The following is an 18,976-nucleotide window of genomic DNA, read 5'->3' on the forward strand; positions in this document are numbered from 1 at the left end:
CACTGGCGCTGATAAGAAAGGAGTTGGGTATGCAATTACGTAAACTGGCCACAGCAATGCTGGTTATGGGAATGTCCGCAGGCGTGGTTCACGCTGAAGACGCTCCGGCAGCAGGCAGCACTCTCGACAAGATTGCCAAAAACGGCGTCATCGTGGTCGGCCACCGTGAATCTTCCGTCCCGTTCTCTTACTACGACAACACGCAAAAAGTCGTGGGCTATTCACAGGATTACTCCAACGCTATCGTTGAAGCTGTGAAGAAAAAGCTGAACAAACCTGACCTGCAGGTGAAGCTGATCCCAATCACTTCACAGAACCGTATTCCTCTGCTGCAAAACGGCACCTTTGACTTCGAGTGTGGTTCCACCACCAACAACCTCGAGCGTCAAAAACAGGCGGCCTTCTCTGACACCATCTTTGTCGTGGGCACCCGTCTGCTGACCAAGAAAGGCGGCGCGATCAAAGATTTTGCGGACCTGAAAGGCAAAGCGGTCGTTGTGACCTCCGGTACCACTTCTGAAGTCCTGCTGCACAAGCTAAACGACGAGAAGAAAATGGATATGCGCATCATCAGCGCGAAAGACCATGGCGACTCCTTCCGTACGCTGGAAAGCGGTCGTGCCGTCGCGTTTATGATGGATGACGCCCTGCTGGCGGGCGAACGTGCGAAGGCGAAGAAACCAGACAACTGGGATATCGTCGGTACCGCGCAGTCCAAAGAAGCCTACGGCTGTATGCTGCGTAAAGACGATCCGCAGTTCAAAAAGCTGATCGATGACACTATCGCCCAGGTGCAGACCTCCGGCGAAGCGGAAAAATGGTTCGACAAGTGGTTTAAGAACCCGATTCCACCAAAAAATCTCAATATGAACTTTGAACTGTCTGACGACATGAAAGCGCTGTTCAAATCTCCAAATGACAAGGCTCTTAACTAATTAGAACAACAGGGGCGGGACCTCCTGCCCTCTCGATTGTCGGGAAGCATGGACAGACATATACGCTGAGTGGTCGTTCCCCACTCAGCGCGAAAAAAGAGCTTCTCACCAATCTTCGAGGGTAGCGCTGCTACCCTCTTTTTTCTGGAGTTTATTATGTCAATAGACTGGAACTGGGGCATCTTCCTGCAACAAGCCCCGTTCGGCAACACCACCTATCTTGGCTGGCTGTGGAGCGGCTTTCAGGTTACCGTGGCATTATCGATAACGGCGTGGATCATCGCGTTTCTTGTCGGTTCGCTGTTCGGTATTCTGCGCACCGTCCCTAACCGTTTTCTTTCAACAATTGGCACACTGTATGTGGAACTGTTCCGTAACGTTCCGCTCATCGTGCAGTTCTTTACCTGGTATCTGGTCATCCCGGAACTGCTGCCGGAAAATATTGGCATGTGGTTCAAGTCGGAGCTGGATCCGAACGTGCAGTTCTTTGTCTCCTCCATGATGTGTCTGGGGCTGTTTACCGCTGCGCGCGTTTGCGAGCAGGTGCGTGCCGCCATTCAGTCATTGCCACGCGGACAAAAAAATGCGGGCCTGGCGATGGGCCTGACCCTGCCACAAACCTACCGCTACGTGCTGCTGCCTAACGCCTACCGCGTTATCGTTCCACCGATGACCTCTGAGATGATGAACCTGGTGAAAAACTCGGCCATCGCCTCAACCATCGGCCTGGTGGATATGGCTGCACAGGCGGGCAAGCTGCTGGATTACTCCGCTCACGCGTGGGAATCCTTCACCGCGATCACGCTCGCGTATGTTCTGATTAACGCTTTCATCATGCTGGTGATGAACCTGGTTGAACGCAAAGTACGCCTGCCGGGCAATCTGGGAGGCAAATAATGTACGAATTTGACTGGAGTTCTATTGTTCCATCCATGCCTTACCTGCTCGATGGCCTGGTGATTACCCTAAAGATCACCGCGATCGCTATCGTTGTGGGTATCGTCTGGGGTACCCTGCTGGCCGTCATGCGCCTGTCGAGCTTTAAGCCGCTCGCCTGGTTTGCGACTGCCTACGTTAACGTCTTCCGCTCCATCCCGCTGGTGATGGTGCTGCTGTGGTTTTACCTGATTGTTCCAGGCTTCTTACAGAATGTGCTGGGACTGTCGCCGAAAACCGACATCCGCCTGATCTCTGCGATGGTGGCGTTCTCGATGTTTGAGGCCGCTTACTATTCAGAGATTATCCGTGCGGGTATCCAGAGTATCTCCCGTGGGCAGTCCAGCGCCGCGCTGGCTCTGGGAATGACGCACTGGCAGTCCATGCAGCTCATCATTCTGCCTCAGGCGTTTCGCGCCATGGTTCCGCTCCTGCTGACCCAGGGTATCGTGCTGTTCCAGGATACCTCTCTGGTTTACGTTCTGAGTCTGGCGGACTTCTTCCGTACCGCGTCGACCATAGGTGAACGTGATGGTACGCAGGTCGAGATGGTGCTCTTCGCGGGTGCGGTCTATTTTGTGATTAGTTTAAGCGCGTCGCTGTTGGTCAGCTGGCTGAAGAAAAGGACGGTATAATGATTTCCCTGAAAAATGTTTCTAAATGGTATGGGCACTTTCAGGTGCTGACCGACTGCTCCACCGAAGTCAAAAAAGGCGATGTGGTGGTGGTGTGCGGGCCGTCCGGTTCCGGTAAGTCTACGCTGATCAAAACGGTTAATGGTCTGGAGCCTGTGCAGCAGGGCGAAATTGTTGTTAACGGCACGAAAGTGAACGACAAGAAAACCAACCTGGCCCAGCTTCGCTCTCACGTCGGCATGGTGTTCCAGCATTTTGAGCTGTTCCCTCATCTGTCCATTATTGAGAACCTGACGCTGGCTCAGGTCAAAGTGCTCAAGCGTGATAAAAAAGCGTCGCGCGAAAAGGGGCTCAAGCTTCTGGAGCGCGTGGGGCTTTCTGCACATGCCGATAAGTTCCCGGCACAGCTTTCCGGCGGCCAGCAGCAGCGTGTGGCGATTGCGCGCGCGCTATGCATGGATCCGGTGGCGATGCTGTTCGATGAGCCCACGTCAGCGCTCGATCCTGAAATGATCAACGAAGTGCTGGACGTGATGGTCGAGCTGGCGCACGAAGGGATGACCATGATGGTGGTGACGCACGAAATGGGCTTCGCCCGTAAAGTGGCCAACCGCGTGATCTTCATGGACGAAGGGAAAATTGTCGAAGACTCACCGAAAGAAGAGTTCTTCGCCAACCCGAAATCCGAACGCGCGAAAGATTTCCTCGCGAAAATCCTGCACTAATCTTCTCGGTGCGCAATCTGCGGATTGCGCACTGCTTCACGCTTTAGATCTCTTTTTCTATTCGGCGTCACATCGCAGCGTTAACCTTGTCACAAAATAATGCTAAGAATGGAGAACGCTATGGCACACCCTATAATTCTCGACTGCGATCCGGGTCATGATGACGCGATCGCGCTCGTCCTCGCGCTTGCCACCCCTGAACTGGACGTGAAAGCGGTCACCTCGTCCGCCGGAAATCAGACGCCGGACAAAACCCTGCGCAACGTTTTACGCATGCTGACGCTGCTGAAACGCACCGATATTCCTGTCGCAGGCGGCGCCGTTAAGCCGCTGATGCGCGAGCTGATCATTGCCGACAACGTTCACGGTGAAAGCGGGCTGGATGGCCCGGCGCTGCCGGAGCCGGGCTTTGCACCGCAAAACTGCACCGCCGTGGAGCTGATGGCGAAGGTGCTGCGTGAAAGTGCAGAACCCGTCACCCTAGTGGCAACCGGCCCGCAGACCAACGTTGCGCTCCTGCTGAACAGCCATCCGGAACTGCGCGGTAAAATCGCCCGTATTGTGATTATGGGTGGGGCTATGGGGCTGGGGAACTGGACGCCTGCGGCCGAATTCAACATCTTTGTTGATCCGGAAGCTGCGGAGATCGTCTTCCAGTCGGGCCTGCCGATTGTGATGGCGGGGCTGGACGTGACGCATCGGGCACAGATTATGGCAGACGATATTGAGCGCTTCCGCGCCGTGGGCAACCCGGTTGCGACAACCGTAGCCGAGCTGCTCGACTTCTTTATGGAGTACCACAAAGCCGAGAAATGGGGCTTTCACGGCGCGCCGCTGCATGACCCGTGCACCATCGCCTGGCTGCTGAAGCCTGAAATGTTTACCACGGTGGACAGATGGGTTGGCGTGGAGACACAGGGGAAATATACCCAGGGGATGACGGTGGTGGATTACTATTCGCTGACGGGGAATAAACCGAATACGACGCTGATGGTGGATATCGACCGGGAGGCGTTTGTGGATTTGCTGGCGGAAAGACTTGCTTACTATTGTGCGGCCTGACGCCCTCACCCTGGCCCTCTCCCACGGGGAGAGGGAACTAAACTGCGCTTTTACTTATGGCTCAAACGGGCGACGCTGGAACTGATCGTGCCCGCACTTCGGGCACAGCGGCAACACATCCGGCGTATATACCGCAATATGGTGATGGCACTTCTCGCACACCAGATTCCCCAGCCCCACCACTTCACCGCTCTGGTACACGCCGTGATGATTTAAATCCTGGAACACCTCGCGCCACTCCAGCTGGGTTTTATCGGTAATATCCGCCAGCTCCTGCCACAGGCTCTCTTTGATCACCCGCATAAAGACGCTGTCGGCGATCTCATCCTGGCTCTCTTCGTAGCTGCGCGCGAACTCTTCCAGATCGCGGCGTACGGCGCGCGTCACCTCTTCCACTTCGGTTCGCGTTAACTCACCCGTTTGCGTCACCCGTTTACGCGCCTGTTCGACCAGCGCGTCAATATCGCGCTCGCCGTTACGCAGCCGTTCCGTCAGTGTCGCCACCAGTTCGCGGTAAAATTGAGCAACCTTGTTCATCATTTTGCCTCCCGGGTAAGTAACTATTTCTAATAATAGACCTTATTTCGCCGCCGCTTTGTCAGGTGAAGCACAGACCCGGTAAATTCCTGCAAAGTGCAATTGCGCGAAAGGCTGTTTTGACGCGGGCGTTTGGGCTATGCTATGCGGATCTGAATTACCACATCCATTGGCTACATTTTTGTAGCTGTATTGAACACAGGACCACTGGCTGCCATGCAAGAGCAATACCGCCCGGAAGAGATAGAATCAAAAGTCCAGCAACACTGGGACGAGAAGCGCACCTTTGAAGTAACCGAAGACGAGAGCAAAGAGAAGTATTACTGCCTGTCGATGCTTCCCTATCCTTCTGGTCGACTACACATGGGCCACGTGCGTAACTACACCATCGGTGATGTGATCGCCCGTTACCAGCGCATGCTGGGCAAAAACGTTCTGCAGCCAATCGGCTGGGATGCGTTCGGCCTGCCTGCAGAAGGCGCAGCGGTAAAAAACAATACCGCTCCGGCACCGTGGACGTACGACAACATCGCGTACATGAAAAACCAGCTCAAAATGCTGGGCTTCGGCTATGACTGGAGCCGCGAGCTGGCGACCTGTACCCCGGAATACTACCGCTGGGAGCAGAAGTTCTTCACCGAGCTGTACAAAAAAGGCCTGGTGTACAAGAAGACCTCTGCCGTTAACTGGTGCCCGAATGACCAGACCGTTCTGGCGAACGAGCAGGTTATCGACGGCTGCTGCTGGCGCTGCGACACCAAAGTTGAGCGTAAAGAGATCCCACAGTGGTTTATCAAAATCACCGCTTACGCTGACGAACTGCTGAACGATCTGGATACGCTGGATCACTGGCCTGACACCGTTAAGACCATGCAGCGCAACTGGATCGGCCGTTCTGAAGGCGTGGAAATTACCTTCAACGTTGAGAACTACGACCAGACCCTGACCGTCTACACCACCCGTCCGGACACCTTCATGGGTGTGACCTATCTGGCCGTGGCCGCAGGTCACCCGCTGGCGCAGAAAGCGGCAGAGAACAACCCGGAACTGGCGACCTTCATCGACGAATGCCGCAACACGAAAGTGGCCGAAGCCGACATGGCGACGATGGAGAAAAAAGGCGTTGCGACGGGCTTCTATGCTAAGCACCCGCTGACGGGCGAAGCGATCCCGGTCTGGGCAGCAAACTTCGTTCTGATGGAGTACGGTACAGGTGCAGTCATGGCCGTTCCGGGTCACGATCAGCGTGACTACGAGTTTGCCACCAAATACAACCTGCCGATTAAAGCCGTTATTCTGGCCGCCGATGGTTCTGAACCTGACCTGTCCGAGCAGGCGTTGACAGAAAAAGGCACCCTGTTTAACTCCGGTGAGTTCAGCGGCCTCAGCTTCGAAGAGGGCTTCAACGCCATCGCCGATAAGCTGGCCTCACTGGGCGTGGGCGAGCGTAAAGTGAACTTCCGTCTGCGCGACTGGGGCGTGTCCCGTCAGCGTTACTGGGGTGCGCCAATTCCAATGGTGACCCTGGAAGACGGCACCGTCATGCCAACGCCTGAAGATCAGCTGCCCGTGATCCTGCCGGAAGACGTGGTTATGGACGGCATCACCAGCCCGATCAAAGCCGATCCTGAGTGGGCTAAAACCACCGTCAACGGCCAGCCTGCGCTGCGTGAAACCGACACCTTCGATACCTTTATGGAGTCCTCCTGGTACTACGCGCGCTACACCTGCCCGCAGTACAAAGAAGGCATGCTGGATTCTGACGCCGCCAACTACTGGCTGCCGGTAGATATCTATATTGGTGGTATCGAACACGCCATCATGCACCTGCTCTACTTCCGCTTTTTCCATAAGCTGATGCGCGATGCCGGCATGGTGAACTCTGACGAGCCCGCTAAACAGCTGCTGTGCCAGGGTATGGTGCTGGCAGACGCCTTCTACTATGTTGGCGCGAACGGAGAGCGTAACTGGGTTTCTCCGGTTGATGCGATCGTTGAGCGCGACGAGAAAGGCCGTATCGTGAAGGCGACAGACGCTGAAGGCCATGAACTGGTTTATACCGGCATGAGCAAGATGTCCAAGTCTAAAAACAACGGCATCGACCCGCAGGTGATGGTTGAGCGTTACGGCGCGGACACCGTACGTCTGTTCATGATGTTTGCTTCTCCGGCTGATATGACCCTTGAGTGGCAGGAATCCGGCGTAGAAGGCGCGAACCGCTTCCTGAAACGCGTCTGGAAGCTGGTGTACGAACATACCGCACAGGGTGATGCTCCGGCACTGAACGCCGCTGCGCTGAGCGAAGATCAGCAGGCGCTGCGTCGTGATGTTCATAAAACGATCGCGAAAGTGACCGATGATATTGGCCGTCGTCAGACCTTCAATACCGCAATTGCGGCTATTATGGAACTGATGAACAAGCTGGCGAAAGCCCCGCAGGACGGCGAGCAGGATCGTGCCATCATGCGTGAAGCGCTGCTGGCCGTGGTTCGCATGCTTAACCCGTTCACGCCACACGTCAGCTTCACCCTGTGGCAGGAGCTGAAAGGCGAAGGCGATATCGACAACGCGCCGTGGCCGGTGGCTGACGAAGCAGCGATGGTGGAAAACACCACGCTGGTGGTGGTCCAGGTCAACGGCAAAGTCCGTGGTAAAATTACCGTGGCGGTCGATGCAACTGAAGATCAGGTTCGCGAGCGCGCGGGCCAGGAACCTCTGGTTGCGAAATATCTTGAGGGCGTTACCTTACGTAAAGCGATCTACGTACCGGGTAAACTGCTCAATCTGGTCGTTGGCTAAGCGCGGGAGGAAACGTGCGACAACTGGCAACAATACTCTTATCTCTGGCGGTGCTTGTCACCGCTGGCTGTGGCTGGCACCTGCGCAATACCACGGCGGTGCCTGCTGAGATGAAAACAATGATCTTTGATTCCGGGGATCCAAACGGACCGCTCAGCCGGGCCATTCGTAATCAGCTGCGCCTGAACGGCGTTGAGCTTGTTGAGAAAGGTACGCTGCGCCAGGATGTACCGTCTCTGCGCGTACTGGGAATGACGCTGGGCCAGGATACGGCATCCATCTTCCAGGACGGCCGCACGGCTGAATATCAGATGGTGCTGTCGGTCAACGCGGCTGTACTGATCCCGGGTAAAGACATCTATCCGATCAGCGCAAAAGTGTATCGTTCGTTCTTTGATAACCCGCAAACCGCGCTGGCAAAAGATGCCGAACAGCAGATTATCATCAACGAAATGTACGACAAGGCGGCGGAACAGCTGATCCGCAAACTGCCGGGTATTGCAGCGTCTAACCGAGAAGGCTCTGACATTATTGAAAAACCGGATGCCAGTACGCCTCCTGTTTCTACCTCTTTGGGTAAATGATGATCAGGCTGTATCCTGAACAACTCCGCGCGCAGCTCAATGAAGGGCTGCGCGCGGCGTATCTGCTGCTCGGAAACGACCCGTTACTACTTCAGGAAAGCCTGGATGCCGTGCGGCATGCGGCCGCGGCTCAGGGCTTTGATGAACACCATACCGTTCAGGTGGATAACGCCACCGACTGGAACGCCCTCTTCTCACTCTGTCAGGCGATGAGCCTTTTTGCGTCGCGCCAGACAATCCAGATCCTGCTGCCGGAGAACGGCCCTAACGCTGCCATCAATGAGCAACTCGCCACGCTGGTCAGCCTGTTACATAGCGATCTGCTGTTAATTGTGCGCGGCAGCAAGCTCACCAAAGCGCAGGAAAACGCGGCATGGTTCACCCAGCTCGCGACCCACGCGGTGCTGGTCACCTGCCAGACGCCTGAGCAGGCGCACCTGCCTAAATGGGTCGCCGCGAGAGCGAAGCAGCACAACCTTCAACTGGACGATGCGGCGAACCAACTGCTCTGCTACTGCTATGAAGGCAACCTGCTGGCCCTGGCACAGGCGCTGGACAGGCTCTCCCTGCTCTGGCCGGACGGCAAGCTGACCTTACCGCGCGTTGAGCAGGCCGTTAACGATGCCGCACACTTCACGCCGTTCCACTGGGTGGATGCTCTGTTGTTGGCGAAAAGCAAACGCGCCCTGCATATTCTCCAGCAGCTGCGCCTGGAGGGCAGTGAACCCGTCATCCTGCTGCGCACGCTGCAGCGCGAACTGTTGCTGCTGATAACGCTCAAGCGCCAGTCGGCCCATACGCCGTTACGCTCCCTGTTTGATAAACACCGGGTGTGGCAAAACCGGCGGGCAATGACCACCGAGGCCATCAACCGCCTGAGCCATGAACAGCTGCGCCAGGCGGTGCAGCTTCTGATGCGCGCCGAGCTTACCCTAAAACAAGATTACGGCCAGTCGGTGTGGGCGGAGCTGGAAAGCCTTTCCCTGCTGCTCTGCCACAAGGCGCTGGCTGACGTATTTATTGATGGATAGTATGCACTCTTTACAGGCCCTGTATGGCGGCACCTTTGACCCGGTACACTACGGGCATCTGAAGCCGGTAGAAATTCTGGCAAATCTGATCGGCCTGCAGCGCGTTACCATCATGCCCAATAATGTTCCGCCGCACCGCCCCCAGCCTGAAGCAACCAGCGAGCAGCGCAAAGAGATGCTCGCTCTGGCTATCGCGGATAAGCCGCTCTTCAGGCTGGATGAACGGGAATTGCGTCGCGACACCCCCTCGTGGACGTCGCAAACGCTGCAGGAGTGGCGGGCCGAGCAAGGGCCTGACCAGCCGCTCGCCTTTATCATCGGTCAGGACTCCCTGCTCAACTTCCCCACGTGGCACAAGTATGAAACCATTCTGGGGAACAGCCACCTGCTCGTCTGCCGCCGTCCGGGCTACCCGCTGACCATGCGCGAAGCGCAATATCAGCAGTGGCTTGAAGACCATCTCACCGATAACGTTGAAGATCTTCACAACCAGCCCGCCGGGAAGATTTATCTGGCGGAGACGCCGTGGTTCGACATCTCTGCGACCGTTATTCGCGAACGTTTACAGCAGGGTTTAGCCTGTGACGATCTGCTGCCTGCCCCGGTGCTGGCGTATATTCATACGCACGGGTTGTATCAGAAAACCGCAGATAAATAGCCGGAGGGCATAAAAAGCAGCATATTGATTATCCTGCCTTGACAGGTTAAGCCATACTGTTATCCTCCGCTGCCAGACTTTCCCGCCGATCGTTGCTTTACAGAAATTGTTTTACAAAAATGGCGATGCAATCTCAGGCGGAGGGTGGGATGATACCCGCCTTCAAAAGCCCGGACGGTGACATTTGTCCCGACAGGGGCGTCAGTTCAGGTATACTGTCTGGCCACGAATTCATAGTTGTACAATCTCATTCACCCAGGGGGAAAACTTGCAGGGTAAAGCACTCCAGGATTTTGTTATCGACAAAATTGATGACCTGAAAGGTCAGGACATCATCGCTATCGACGTTAAGGGTAAATCCAGTATTACCGACTGCATGATTATCTGCACCGGTACCTCTACGCGTCATGTTGTTTCGATTGCCGACCATGTGGTTCAGGAATCGCGCGCAGCAGGACTCTTACCGCTTGGCGTTGAAGGTGAAGCGACCGCTGACTGGGTGGTTGTTGACCTCGGCGATGTGATTGTCCACGTCATGCAGGAAGAGAGCCGTCGCCTGTATGAGCTGGAAAAACTCTGGGGTTAATGCGTGAAGTTGCAGCTGGTCGCCGTCGGCACCAAAATGCCGGACTGGGTACAAACCGGTTTTACTGAATATCTGCGTCGTTTTCCCAAAGACATGCCGTTCGAACTGGTGGAGATCCCCGCCGGGAAGCGCGGTAAGAACGCGGATATCAAACGTATTCTCGACAAAGAGGGTGAACTGATGCTTGCTGCCGCAGGCAAGAACCGCATCGTCACCCTTGATATTCCAGGTAAACCCTGGGATACGCCGCAGCTGGCGCATGAACTGGAGCGCTGGAAGCAGGATGGCCGCGACGTCAGTCTGTTGATTGGCGGACCTGAAGGGTTATCCCCCGCCTGCAAAGCGGCAGCAGAACAAAGTTGGTCTCTCTCTGCGCTGACGCTGCCCCACCCGCTCGTGCGGGTCCTGGTGGCGGAAAGCTTGTATCGCGCGTGGAGCATTACTACCAACCACCCCTATCACCGCGAGTAATGACTGACCAGGGTAGATTAAGCAGCGGATGAAACTACAGAATTCTTTTCGCGACTATACGGCTGAGTCCGCGCTGTTTGTGCGCCGGGCGCTGGTCGCCTTTACGGGGATTTTGCTGCTTACCGGCGTGCTGATCGCCAACCTTTATAATCTGCAAATTGTCCGCTTTACCGATTACCAGACGCGTTCTAACGAAAACCGCATTAAGCTGGTGCCTATCGCACCCAGCCGCGGCATTATCTACGACCGTAACGGCACCCCTCTGGCGTTAAACCGCACCATCTATCAAGTCGAGATGATGCCGGAGAAGGTCGATAACGTGCAGAATACGCTGGAAGCGCTAAGGAGCGTTGTCGATCTTAACGATGATGATATCGCGGCCTTCAAAAAAGAGCGCGCCCGCTCTCACCGTTTCACCTCCATTCCGGTTAAAACCAATCTGACGGAAGTCCAGGTCGCCCGTTTTGCGGTGAACCAGTACCGCTTCCCCGGTGTGGAAGTGAAGGGTTACAAGCGTCGCTACTATCCATACGGATCCGCGCTGACGCATGTGATTGGCTACGTTTCCAAGATTAACGATAAAGACGTCGAGCGCCTCGATAAAGACGGCAAGCTGGCGAACTACGCCGCGACGCACGATATCGGCAAGCTGGGGATTGAACGCTACTACGAAGATGTCCTGCACGGGCAGACCGGCTATGAAGAAGTTGAGGTCAACAACCGTGGTCGCGTCATTCGCCAGCTTAAGGAAGTGCCGCCTCAGGCGGGGCACGACGTCTATCTGACGCTCGATCTCAAACTGCAGCAGTATATTGAAACCCTGCTGGCGGGCAGCCGCGCCGCCGTGGTGGTCACCGACCCACGCACCGGCGGCATTCTGGCGATGGTTTCTATGCCAAGCTATGACCCGAACCTCTTTGTTGACGGCATCTCCAGCAAAGACTATTCCGGCCTGCTGAATGACCCTAACACCCCGCTGGTGAACCGCGCCACGCAAGGCGTTTACCCGCCGGCATCAACGGTTAAACCGTACGTGGCGGTCTCGGCGCTGAGCGCGGGCGTCATCAACCGCAATACCAGCCTGTTTGACCCGGGCTGGTGGCAGCTACCGGGCTCTGAAAAACGCTATCGCGACTGGAAGAAATGGGGCCACGGCCATCTGAACGTTACGAAATCTCTGGAAGAATCTGCGGATACCTTCTTCTATCAGGTGGCGTATGACATGGGCATTGACCGCCTGTCAGAGTGGATGAGCAAATTCGGCTACGGGCACTACACCGGCGTGGATCTGGCTGAAGAGCGCTCCGGCAACATGCCAACCCGTGAGTGGAAGCTGAAGCGCTTTAAGAAGCCGTGGTATCAGGGTGATACCATACCGGTGGGTATCGGCCAGGGTTACTGGACGGCCACCCCGCTTCAGATGAACAAAGCGATGATGATCCTCATTAACGACGGCGTGGTGAAAGTTCCGCATCTGCTGCAAAGCACCGTTGAAGATGGCAAAAAAGTGCCGTGGGTGCAGCCCCATGAAGCGCCGGTAGGCGACATCCATTCCGGCTTCTGGGAAATAGCGAAAGACGGTATGTACGGTGTGGCAAACCGTCCTAACGGAACCGCGCACAAGTATTTCGCCGGTACGCCATATAAAGTGGCCGCGAAATCCGGTACGGCGCAGGTCTTTGGCCTGAAAGCCAATGAAACCTATAACGCACACCGCATTGCCGAACGTCTGCGTGACCATAAGCTGATGACGGCGTTTGCCCCTTATGATAACCCGCAGGTGGCGGTGGCAATGATTCTGGAGAACGGCGGCGCTGGACCGGCGGTAGGGACCATCATGCGCCAGATCCTGGACCACATTATGCTGGGTGATAACAACACCGAACTGCCGGCTGAAAATCCGGCCGCCGCTGCGGCGGAGGACCAATAATCATGACGGATAATCCAAATAAAAAATCGCTGTGGGATAAAATTCACATCGACCCAGCCATGCTGCTGATCCTGCTGGCCCTGCTGGTTTACAGCGCCCTGGTTATCTGGAGCGCCAGCGGCCAGGACATCGGCATGATGGAACGCAAGATCGGCCAGATCGCGATGGGTCTGGTCATTATGGTGGTAATGGCGCAGATCCCGCCGCGCGTCTATGAAGGCTGGGCGCCCTATCTCTACATCTTCTGTATTATTTTGCTGGTGGCGGTAGATGCGTTCGGTGCCATCTCAAAAGGGGCACAGCGCTGGCTGGATCTGGGCGTAGTCCGTTTCCAGCCCTCGGAGATTGCCAAAATCGCAGTCCCGCTGATGGTGGCGCGCTTTATCAACCGCGACGTCTGTCCGCCGTCGCTGAAAAATACCGCTATCGCCCTGGTGCTGATATTCCTGCCGACACTGCTGGTTGCGGCGCAGCCTGACCTCGGCACCTCGATCCTTATCGCCCTCTCCGGCCTGTTTGTCCTGTTCCTGTCGGGCTTAAGCTGGCGTCTGATTGGTATCGCGGTGGTGCTGGTTGCTGCGTTTATCCCTATCCTGTGGTTCTTCCTGATGCATGACTACCAGCGCCAGCGCGTCATGATGCTTCTGGATCCGGAAACCGATCCGCTCGGTGCGGGCTATCATATTATTCAGTCCAAGATTGCGATTGGCTCCGGCGGCCTGCGCGGTAAAGGCTGGCTGCACGGTACCCAGTCGCAGCTGGAGTTTTTACCGGAGCGCCACACCGACTTTATCTTTGCGGTACTGGCGGAAGAGCTGGGACTGGTTGGCATCCTGATCCTGCTGGCGCTCTACGTGCTGCTCATCATGCGAGGTTTGTGGATTGCGGCCCGCGCGCAGACCACCTTCGGCCGCGTCATGGCAGGCGGACTGATGTTGATTTTATTCGTTTATGTCTTCGTAAATATTGGTATGGTGAGTGGTATTCTGCCGGTGGTAGGCGTACCGCTGCCGCTGGTGAGTTACGGAGGCTCGGCACTGATCGTGTTGATGGCCGGGTTTGGTATCGTGATGTCGATCCACACCCACAGAAAAATGTTGTCAAAAAGCGTATAAAAATAAGGGGATCGGAATGCGTAAGCAGTGGCTGGGTATCTGCATTGCGGCAAGTTTACTTGCGGCCTGTACAAGTGATGATGGTCAGCAACAGGCAACCGTCGCGCCGCCGCAGCCTGCGGTGTGTAATGGCCCAATCGTTGAAATTAGCGGTGCCGATCCCGTTTATGAACCGCTGAATGCCAGCGCGAATCAGGATTACGAGCGCGACGGCAAAAGCTACAAAATTGTGCAGGATCCGTCCCGCTTTAGCCAGGCTGGCTTTGCCGCCATTTATGATGCTGAGCCGGGCAGTAACCTGACGGCATCGGGTGAAACATTTGACCCAATGCAGTTGACTGCAGCGCACCCGACGCTACCTATCCCTAGCTACGCCCGTATCACCAACCTGGCGAACGGCCGTATGATCGTCGTGCGTATTAACGACCGCGGCCCGTACGGTAATGACCGGGTGATTTCCCTGTCCCGCGCGTCTGCCGATCGCCTGAATACCTCGAACAACACCAAAGTTCGCATTGACCCAATTATCGTGGCGCAGGATGGTTCGCTCTCCGGGCCGGGAACCGCGTGTACCACGGTGGCGAAACAGACCTATGCCCTCCCCGACCGCCCAAATCTGGACGGCGGCATGGGAAGCGTCTCCTCGCCGGCAGAGCCTTCTCAGCCGGCGGGAGAAATACGCCCAATCAGCAATGACACCCTGCAAAGCGATGATGCCACTGGCGCACCGGTAAAAAGCAGCGGCTTCCTTGGCGCACCAACGAACTTAGCCTCGGGCGTGCTGGAGAGCAGTGAGCCGACGCCAGCCCCTGTTGCCGCCCCCGTCGTGCAGCAGCCTGCCCCGGTAACGGCTCCGGTCACGACCCAGAGCGCAGCCGTTGCCGCTCCCGCAGCAGCCAGCGGCGGCTTTGTCGTCCAGGTGGGCGCAGTGAGCGATCGGGCCCGTGCCCAGCAGTATCAGCAGCGTCTAAGCCAGCAGTTTGGCGTGCCAGGACGCGTTGAGCAAAACGGCGCGGTCTGGCGTATTCAGATGGGGCCGTTTGCCAGCAAGTCGCAGGCGGCATCCCTGCAGCAGCGTTTGCAGAGCGAGGCACAGCTGCAGTCCTTTATCGCTGTTACGAAGTAATTAATCGGCGGTATCCGAAATGTCAATTTGTGTAAAACACATTCACAAACTCATGCTTAAAGTCGGATGCCTGCCTGAATAGCATTTGCTATAGTAAGGCACTTTTTTTAATTCCATCACGGATGTCGTAGTTCTGACCATGAAGACCACTTTTTCTGCTCGTTTTGTGCAGCGCATGGCGCTGACCACGGCCCTTTGCGCGGCTGCACTCTCTGCAGCTCATGCTGATGACCTGAATATCAAGACCATGATCCCTGGCGTTCCGCAAATCGACGCGGAATCCTACATCCTGATCGATTACAACTCTGGCAAAGTGCTGGCAGAACAGAATGCCGATGCCCGCCGTGACCCGGCCAGCCTGACCAAAATGATGACCAGCTACGTCATCGGCCAGGCAATGAAAGCCGGTAAGTTCAAAGAGACGGATCTGGTCACCATCGGCAACGATGCGTGGGCTACCGGGAACCCGGTTTTCAAAGGTTCCTCGCTGATGTTCCTGAAACCGGGAATGCAGGTTCCGGTTTCTCAGTTAATTCGTGGCATTAACCTGCAGTCCGGTAACGATGCCTGCGTGGCCATGGCCGATTTCGCCGCCGGTAGTCAGGATGCGTTCGTGGGCCTGATGAACAGCTACGTAAATGCCCTGGGTCTGAAGAACAGCCATTTCCAGACCGTACACGGTCTCGATGCAGACGGTCAGTACAGCTCCGCACGTGATATGGCGCTGATCGGTCAGGCGCTGATCCGCGACGTACCTAACGAGTACTCTATCTACAAAGAGAAAGAGTTCACCTTCAACGGCATTCGTCAGACCAACCGTAACGGCCTGCTGTGGGATAACAGCCTGAACGTTGACGGCATCAAAACCGGCCACACCGACAAAGCCGGTTACAACCTGGTAGCCTCTGCCACTGAAGGCCAGATGCGCCTGATCTCTGCCGTGATGGGCGGTCGCACCTTTAAAGGTCGCGAAACCGAGAGTAAGAAGCTGCTGACCTGGGGCTTCCGTTTCTTCGAAACTGTGAACCCGCTGAAAGCAGGCAAAGAATTTGCTTCTGAACCCGTCTGGTTCGGCGATAACGATCGTGCTTCTCTGGGCGTGGATAAAGACCTCTACCTGACCATTCCACGCGGTCGTATGAAGGATCTGAAAGCAAGCTATGTGCTCAACACCACCGAACTGCATGCCCCGCTGCATAAAAACCAGGTGGTGGGTACCATCAACTTCCAGCTGGACGGTAAAACGATCGACCAGCGTCCACTCGTGGTATTGGAAGAAATTCCTGAAGGCAATTTCTTCGGCAAAATCATTGATTACATTAAATTGATGTTCCATCACTGGTTTGGCTAAAAATCGAACACTTGAAAGTGTGATTTTGATCCCCATATACTAAGTATCCTGATAACTCCCACCTGACGTGGGAGTTATTCTTTTTGACGTTACGCCGGAGCTGACATGAAAACCAAACTTAACGAACTGCTTGAATTCCCTACCCCGTTTACCTACAAAGTAATGGGTCTGGCGAAACCTGAGCTGGTTGATCAGGTGGTTGAAGTGGTACAGCGCCATGCGCCGGGTGACTACTCTCCGTCAGTAAAACCAAGCAGCAAGGGCAACTACCACTCGGTTTCTATTACCATCACTGCCACACATATCGAGCAGGTTGAGACGCTGTACGAAGAGCTCGGCAATATCGAAATCGTTCGTATGGTGCTGTAGTCCCTTTGCGGTTACCCGGTTTACCGGGTAACCCCTCTTCCCCGCTGTGATATACTCCCCCTCATCTTTTGTTTCTCGTCTTCGGAGACGCGTTTTGTATCAGGATAAAATTCTGGTCCGTCATCTCGGGCTGCAACCTTATGAGCCTGTCTCTCAGGCTATGCACGAGTTCACCGATTCACGCGATGACACAACCCCTGATGAGATTTGGCTGGTCGAACATCTGCCGGTATTTACGCAGGGCCAGGCGGGAAAAGCGGAACACTTATTAATGACGGGCGATATCCCGGTGATCCAGAGCGATCGTGGCGGACAGGTGACTTACCACGGTCCGGGTCAGCAGGTCATGTACGTCCTGCTTAATCTGAAGCGCAGAAAGCTTGGCGTACGTGAGCTGGTGACGTTACTGGAACAGACCGTCGTCAACACGCTGGCGGAGTATGGGATTGACGCGCATCCGCGTGCCGATGCGCCGGGCGTCTACGTTGGCGAAATGAAGATCTGCTCTCTGGGGCTACGTATTCGTAAAGGTTGTTCCTTCCACGGTCTGGCATTGAATATTAATATGGATCTTACGCCTTTCCAGCGCATAAACCCCTGCGGCTACGCCGGCATGGAAATGACGCAAATGCGCCAGTGGGTCGATACCGCTACGCCAGAAAATATACGTCCCGTGCTTCTGAAGAATGTGTTAGCGCTACTTAACAATCCCCCGCACGAATATATCCCTGCTTAATATATCATCCAGAATGGCTCGATAATTTGACGGGCCACTGTTTATTTACCGCTTTTACGCTTTACAATAATCCGCAGATTCTATATTTTCGAAGCGCCCGAATATTGCCCTTACATATTATTTAGCCTCCGGACAGCACGGCATACACAGGCTAAGTAACTTGAGTGATAATCACACAACTGTTTGTTTTTGATAAACAAGTGGAACAAAAGCAACACTTTACGAATCTCTACAAGCATAATAAATAAATTGAACTATCATTCATGTTGTGAATGTATACGGAGTGAAAGCGTGGAGTATAATAATTTACCAGCCAAACGCCTGAATGACCCTGGTGGCGAAGATAAGCCGCAAATTTTTCGGACTTTACGTAATATTGATCTCAATTTACTGACTATTTTTGAGGCAGTATATGTCCATAAGGGTATCGTTAATGCTGCGAAAATTCTTAATCTCACGCCATCGGCAATAAGTCAGTCAATTCAAAAGCTACGGGCTATATTTCCCGACCCCTTATTTATCCGTAAGGGCCAGGGCGTCACGCCAACAGCCTATGCGACACATCTCCACGAATACATCAGCCAGGGGCTGGAGTCGATTCTGGGTGCGCTGGATTTAACCGGAAGCTATGACAAACAGAGAACCATCACCATCGGCTGCTCCCCTTCTGTCGGCGTGCTGGTGATGCCCGCGATCTTCCAGGCAGTGAAAGAGCATGCGCCTCAGCTTCTGCTTCGCAATGTGCCTCTTAACGAACCTGACGTTCAGCTTGCTCAGTTCCAGACGGACCTGGTCATCGAAAGCGGCAGCTTTAGCGCCCGAGCGCTGGGGCAAAATGTGCTTTACGCGGATAACCTGGTGCTGGTTTGCCGCAAGCAGCACCCCGTCCTCAGCGAGCCGTTATCCATTGAAAACCTGCGCAACTACGACCACTCGTCTTTTATGACCGAAGGGCAATCTAATCACGCTCTGCGTCAGCGTATAGACGAAATTTTCCCGGAACGTCAGATCAGTTTCAGCAGTTACAATATGTTCACCACCGCATCCCTGATTGGCAGCAGCGATATGCTGTGCATCATGCCTTCACGCCTGTATAACCTGCTGCGGAAATGCTGGCCGCTGGAGAGTATTCCGCTTAGCCAGCTCAATGCAGAATCTATCGAGATTTCACTGCATTACAACAAGCTCAGCTTGCGCGATCCGGTACTGGAAAACGTCATCCGCATTATCCGTCAGGCCTTCTGACAGAGCGTACCCGTACACGTCCCTGCCGCTCGCAGGGCAAAAGGCACAAAACAACAACTATTTTACAAATTGGCGACCTGGCAGGCTGCTTTAACGCCCCTATAAATGATATACTGCCTGTCGTTCGTTCAAAAATAGTTGATAA

The 18,976-nt window shown here is 55.0% G+C and carries 19 protein-coding genes; 18 read left to right on the forward strand and 1 reads right to left on the reverse strand.

Annotated features, from left to right (window positions below):
* The first annotated feature begins 29 nt into the window (after nt 1-29).
* The 5 genes from ACTJI7_RS05975 (at nt 30) to rihA (ending at nt 4,293) form a co-directional block, all read left to right on the forward strand.
* Nucleotides 30-935, forward strand: coding sequence for an amino acid ABC transporter substrate-binding protein (locus ACTJI7_RS05975; protein WP_014831086.1), 906 nt, complete (start codon nt 30-32; stop codon nt 933-935).
* A gap of 156 nt (nt 936-1,091) precedes the next feature.
* The gene (locus ACTJI7_RS05980) at nt 1,092-1,832 is read left to right on the forward strand and encodes an amino acid ABC transporter permease (protein ID WP_028012347.1); all 741 of its coding nucleotides are present in this window, start codon (nt 1,092-1,094) and stop codon (nt 1,830-1,832) included.
* Complete coding sequence (gene gltK / locus ACTJI7_RS05985; RefSeq protein ID WP_028012346.1) at nt 1,832-2,506, forward strand: glutamate/aspartate ABC transporter permease GltK; 675 nt, start codon at nt 1,832-1,834, stop codon at nt 2,504-2,506. The genes ACTJI7_RS05980 and gltK overlap by 1 nt, the downstream gene beginning before the upstream one ends.
* Nucleotides 2,506-3,231, forward strand: coding sequence for an amino acid ABC transporter ATP-binding protein (locus ACTJI7_RS05990; RefSeq protein WP_014883001.1), 726 nt, complete (start codon nt 2,506-2,508; stop codon nt 3,229-3,231). The genes gltK and ACTJI7_RS05990 overlap by 1 nt, the downstream gene beginning before the upstream one ends.
* A 120-nt stretch (nt 3,232-3,351) precedes the next feature.
* Nucleotides 3,352-4,293, forward strand: coding sequence for a pyrimidine-specific ribonucleoside hydrolase RihA (gene rihA, locus ACTJI7_RS05995; protein WP_063154709.1), 942 nt, complete (start codon nt 3,352-3,354; stop codon nt 4,291-4,293).
* Nucleotides 4,294-4,347: 54 nt separating this feature from the next.
* Here rihA and ACTJI7_RS06000 read toward each other — a convergent pair whose 3' ends face one another.
* Nucleotides 4,348-4,830, reverse strand: a complete 483-nt coding sequence (locus ACTJI7_RS06000) for a zinc ribbon-containing protein (RefSeq protein WP_063154780.1) — start codon at nt 4,828-4,830, stop codon at nt 4,348-4,350.
* Between the two features lie 216 nt (nt 4,831-5,046).
* Here ACTJI7_RS06000 and leuS point away from each other — a divergent pair, with 216 nt between their 5' ends.
* From leuS to ACTJI7_RS06065, 13 genes are all read left to right on the forward strand, one after another.
* On the forward strand, nt 5,047-7,629 hold the full coding sequence (leuS, locus tag ACTJI7_RS06005; RefSeq protein ID WP_063154710.1) for a leucine--tRNA ligase: 2,583 nt from the start codon (nt 5,047-5,049) through the stop codon (nt 7,627-7,629).
* A gap of 14 nt (nt 7,630-7,643) precedes the next feature.
* Nucleotides 7,644-8,213 carry an LPS assembly lipoprotein LptE gene (gene lptE, locus ACTJI7_RS06010; RefSeq protein ID WP_041910796.1) on the forward strand — a complete coding sequence of 190 codons (570 nt, stop codon included), beginning with the start codon at nt 7,644-7,646 and terminating at the stop codon, nt 8,211-8,213.
* Nucleotides 8,213-9,244, forward strand: a complete 1,032-nt coding sequence (holA, locus tag ACTJI7_RS06015) for a DNA polymerase III subunit delta (RefSeq protein ID WP_063438236.1) — start codon at nt 8,213-8,215, stop codon at nt 9,242-9,244. The genes lptE and holA overlap by 1 nt, the downstream gene beginning before the upstream one ends.
* Entirely contained in the window at nt 9,237-9,902 is a 666-nt protein-coding gene (nadD, locus tag ACTJI7_RS06020; protein WP_028012339.1) for a nicotinate-nucleotide adenylyltransferase, read from the forward strand. The genes holA and nadD overlap by 8 nt, the downstream gene beginning before the upstream one ends.
* A 268-nt stretch (nt 9,903-10,170) precedes the next feature.
* Nucleotides 10,171-10,488: a ribosome silencing factor gene (gene rsfS / locus ACTJI7_RS06025; RefSeq protein ID WP_003858696.1), complete on the forward strand. Its 318-nt coding sequence runs from the start codon at nt 10,171-10,173 to the stop codon at nt 10,486-10,488.
* A 3-nt stretch (nt 10,489-10,491) separates the two neighbouring features.
* On the forward strand, nt 10,492-10,959 hold the full coding sequence (rlmH, locus tag ACTJI7_RS06030) for a 23S rRNA (pseudouridine(1915)-N(3))-methyltransferase RlmH (protein WP_003858701.1): 468 nt from the start codon (nt 10,492-10,494) through the stop codon (nt 10,957-10,959).
* A gap of 28 nt (nt 10,960-10,987) precedes the next feature.
* A complete protein-coding gene (gene mrdA / locus ACTJI7_RS06035) occupies nt 10,988-12,889 on the forward strand; it encodes a peptidoglycan DD-transpeptidase MrdA (protein WP_028012338.1) in 1,902 nt (633 codons plus the stop codon).
* Nucleotides 12,890-12,891: 2 nt separating this feature from the next.
* On the forward strand, nt 12,892-14,004 hold the full coding sequence (gene mrdB, locus ACTJI7_RS06040) for a peptidoglycan glycosyltransferase MrdB (protein ID WP_013097590.1): 1,113 nt from the start codon (nt 12,892-12,894) through the stop codon (nt 14,002-14,004).
* Between the two features lie 16 nt (nt 14,005-14,020).
* Nucleotides 14,021-15,130, forward strand: coding sequence for an endolytic peptidoglycan transglycosylase RlpA (rlpA, locus tag ACTJI7_RS06045; protein ID WP_028012337.1), 1,110 nt, complete (start codon nt 14,021-14,023; stop codon nt 15,128-15,130).
* Between the two features lie 139 nt (nt 15,131-15,269).
* Nucleotides 15,270-16,481: a D-alanyl-D-alanine carboxypeptidase DacA gene (gene dacA, locus ACTJI7_RS06050; RefSeq protein WP_028012336.1), complete on the forward strand. Its 1,212-nt coding sequence runs from the start codon at nt 15,270-15,272 to the stop codon at nt 16,479-16,481.
* Nucleotides 16,482-16,586: 105 nt separating this feature from the next.
* Nucleotides 16,587-16,850 carry a DUF493 family protein YbeD gene (gene ybeD / locus ACTJI7_RS06055; RefSeq protein ID WP_003858718.1) on the forward strand — a complete coding sequence of 88 codons (264 nt, stop codon included), beginning with the start codon at nt 16,587-16,589 and terminating at the stop codon, nt 16,848-16,850.
* A gap of 94 nt (nt 16,851-16,944) precedes the next feature.
* Entirely contained in the window at nt 16,945-17,586 is a 642-nt protein-coding gene (gene lipB / locus ACTJI7_RS06060; protein WP_028012335.1) for a lipoyl(octanoyl) transferase LipB, read from the forward strand.
* Between the two features lie 291 nt (nt 17,587-17,877).
* On the forward strand, nt 17,878-18,831 hold the full coding sequence (locus tag ACTJI7_RS06065) for a YbeF family transcriptional regulator (protein WP_041910920.1): 954 nt from the start codon (nt 17,878-17,880) through the stop codon (nt 18,829-18,831).
* Nucleotides 18,832-18,976: the final 145 nt, after the last annotated feature.

It is taken from the genome of Enterobacter sp. 22499 (assembly GCF_052044815.1).
Classification (GTDB): domain Bacteria; phylum Pseudomonadota; class Gammaproteobacteria; order Enterobacterales; family Enterobacteriaceae; genus Enterobacter; species Enterobacter bugandensis.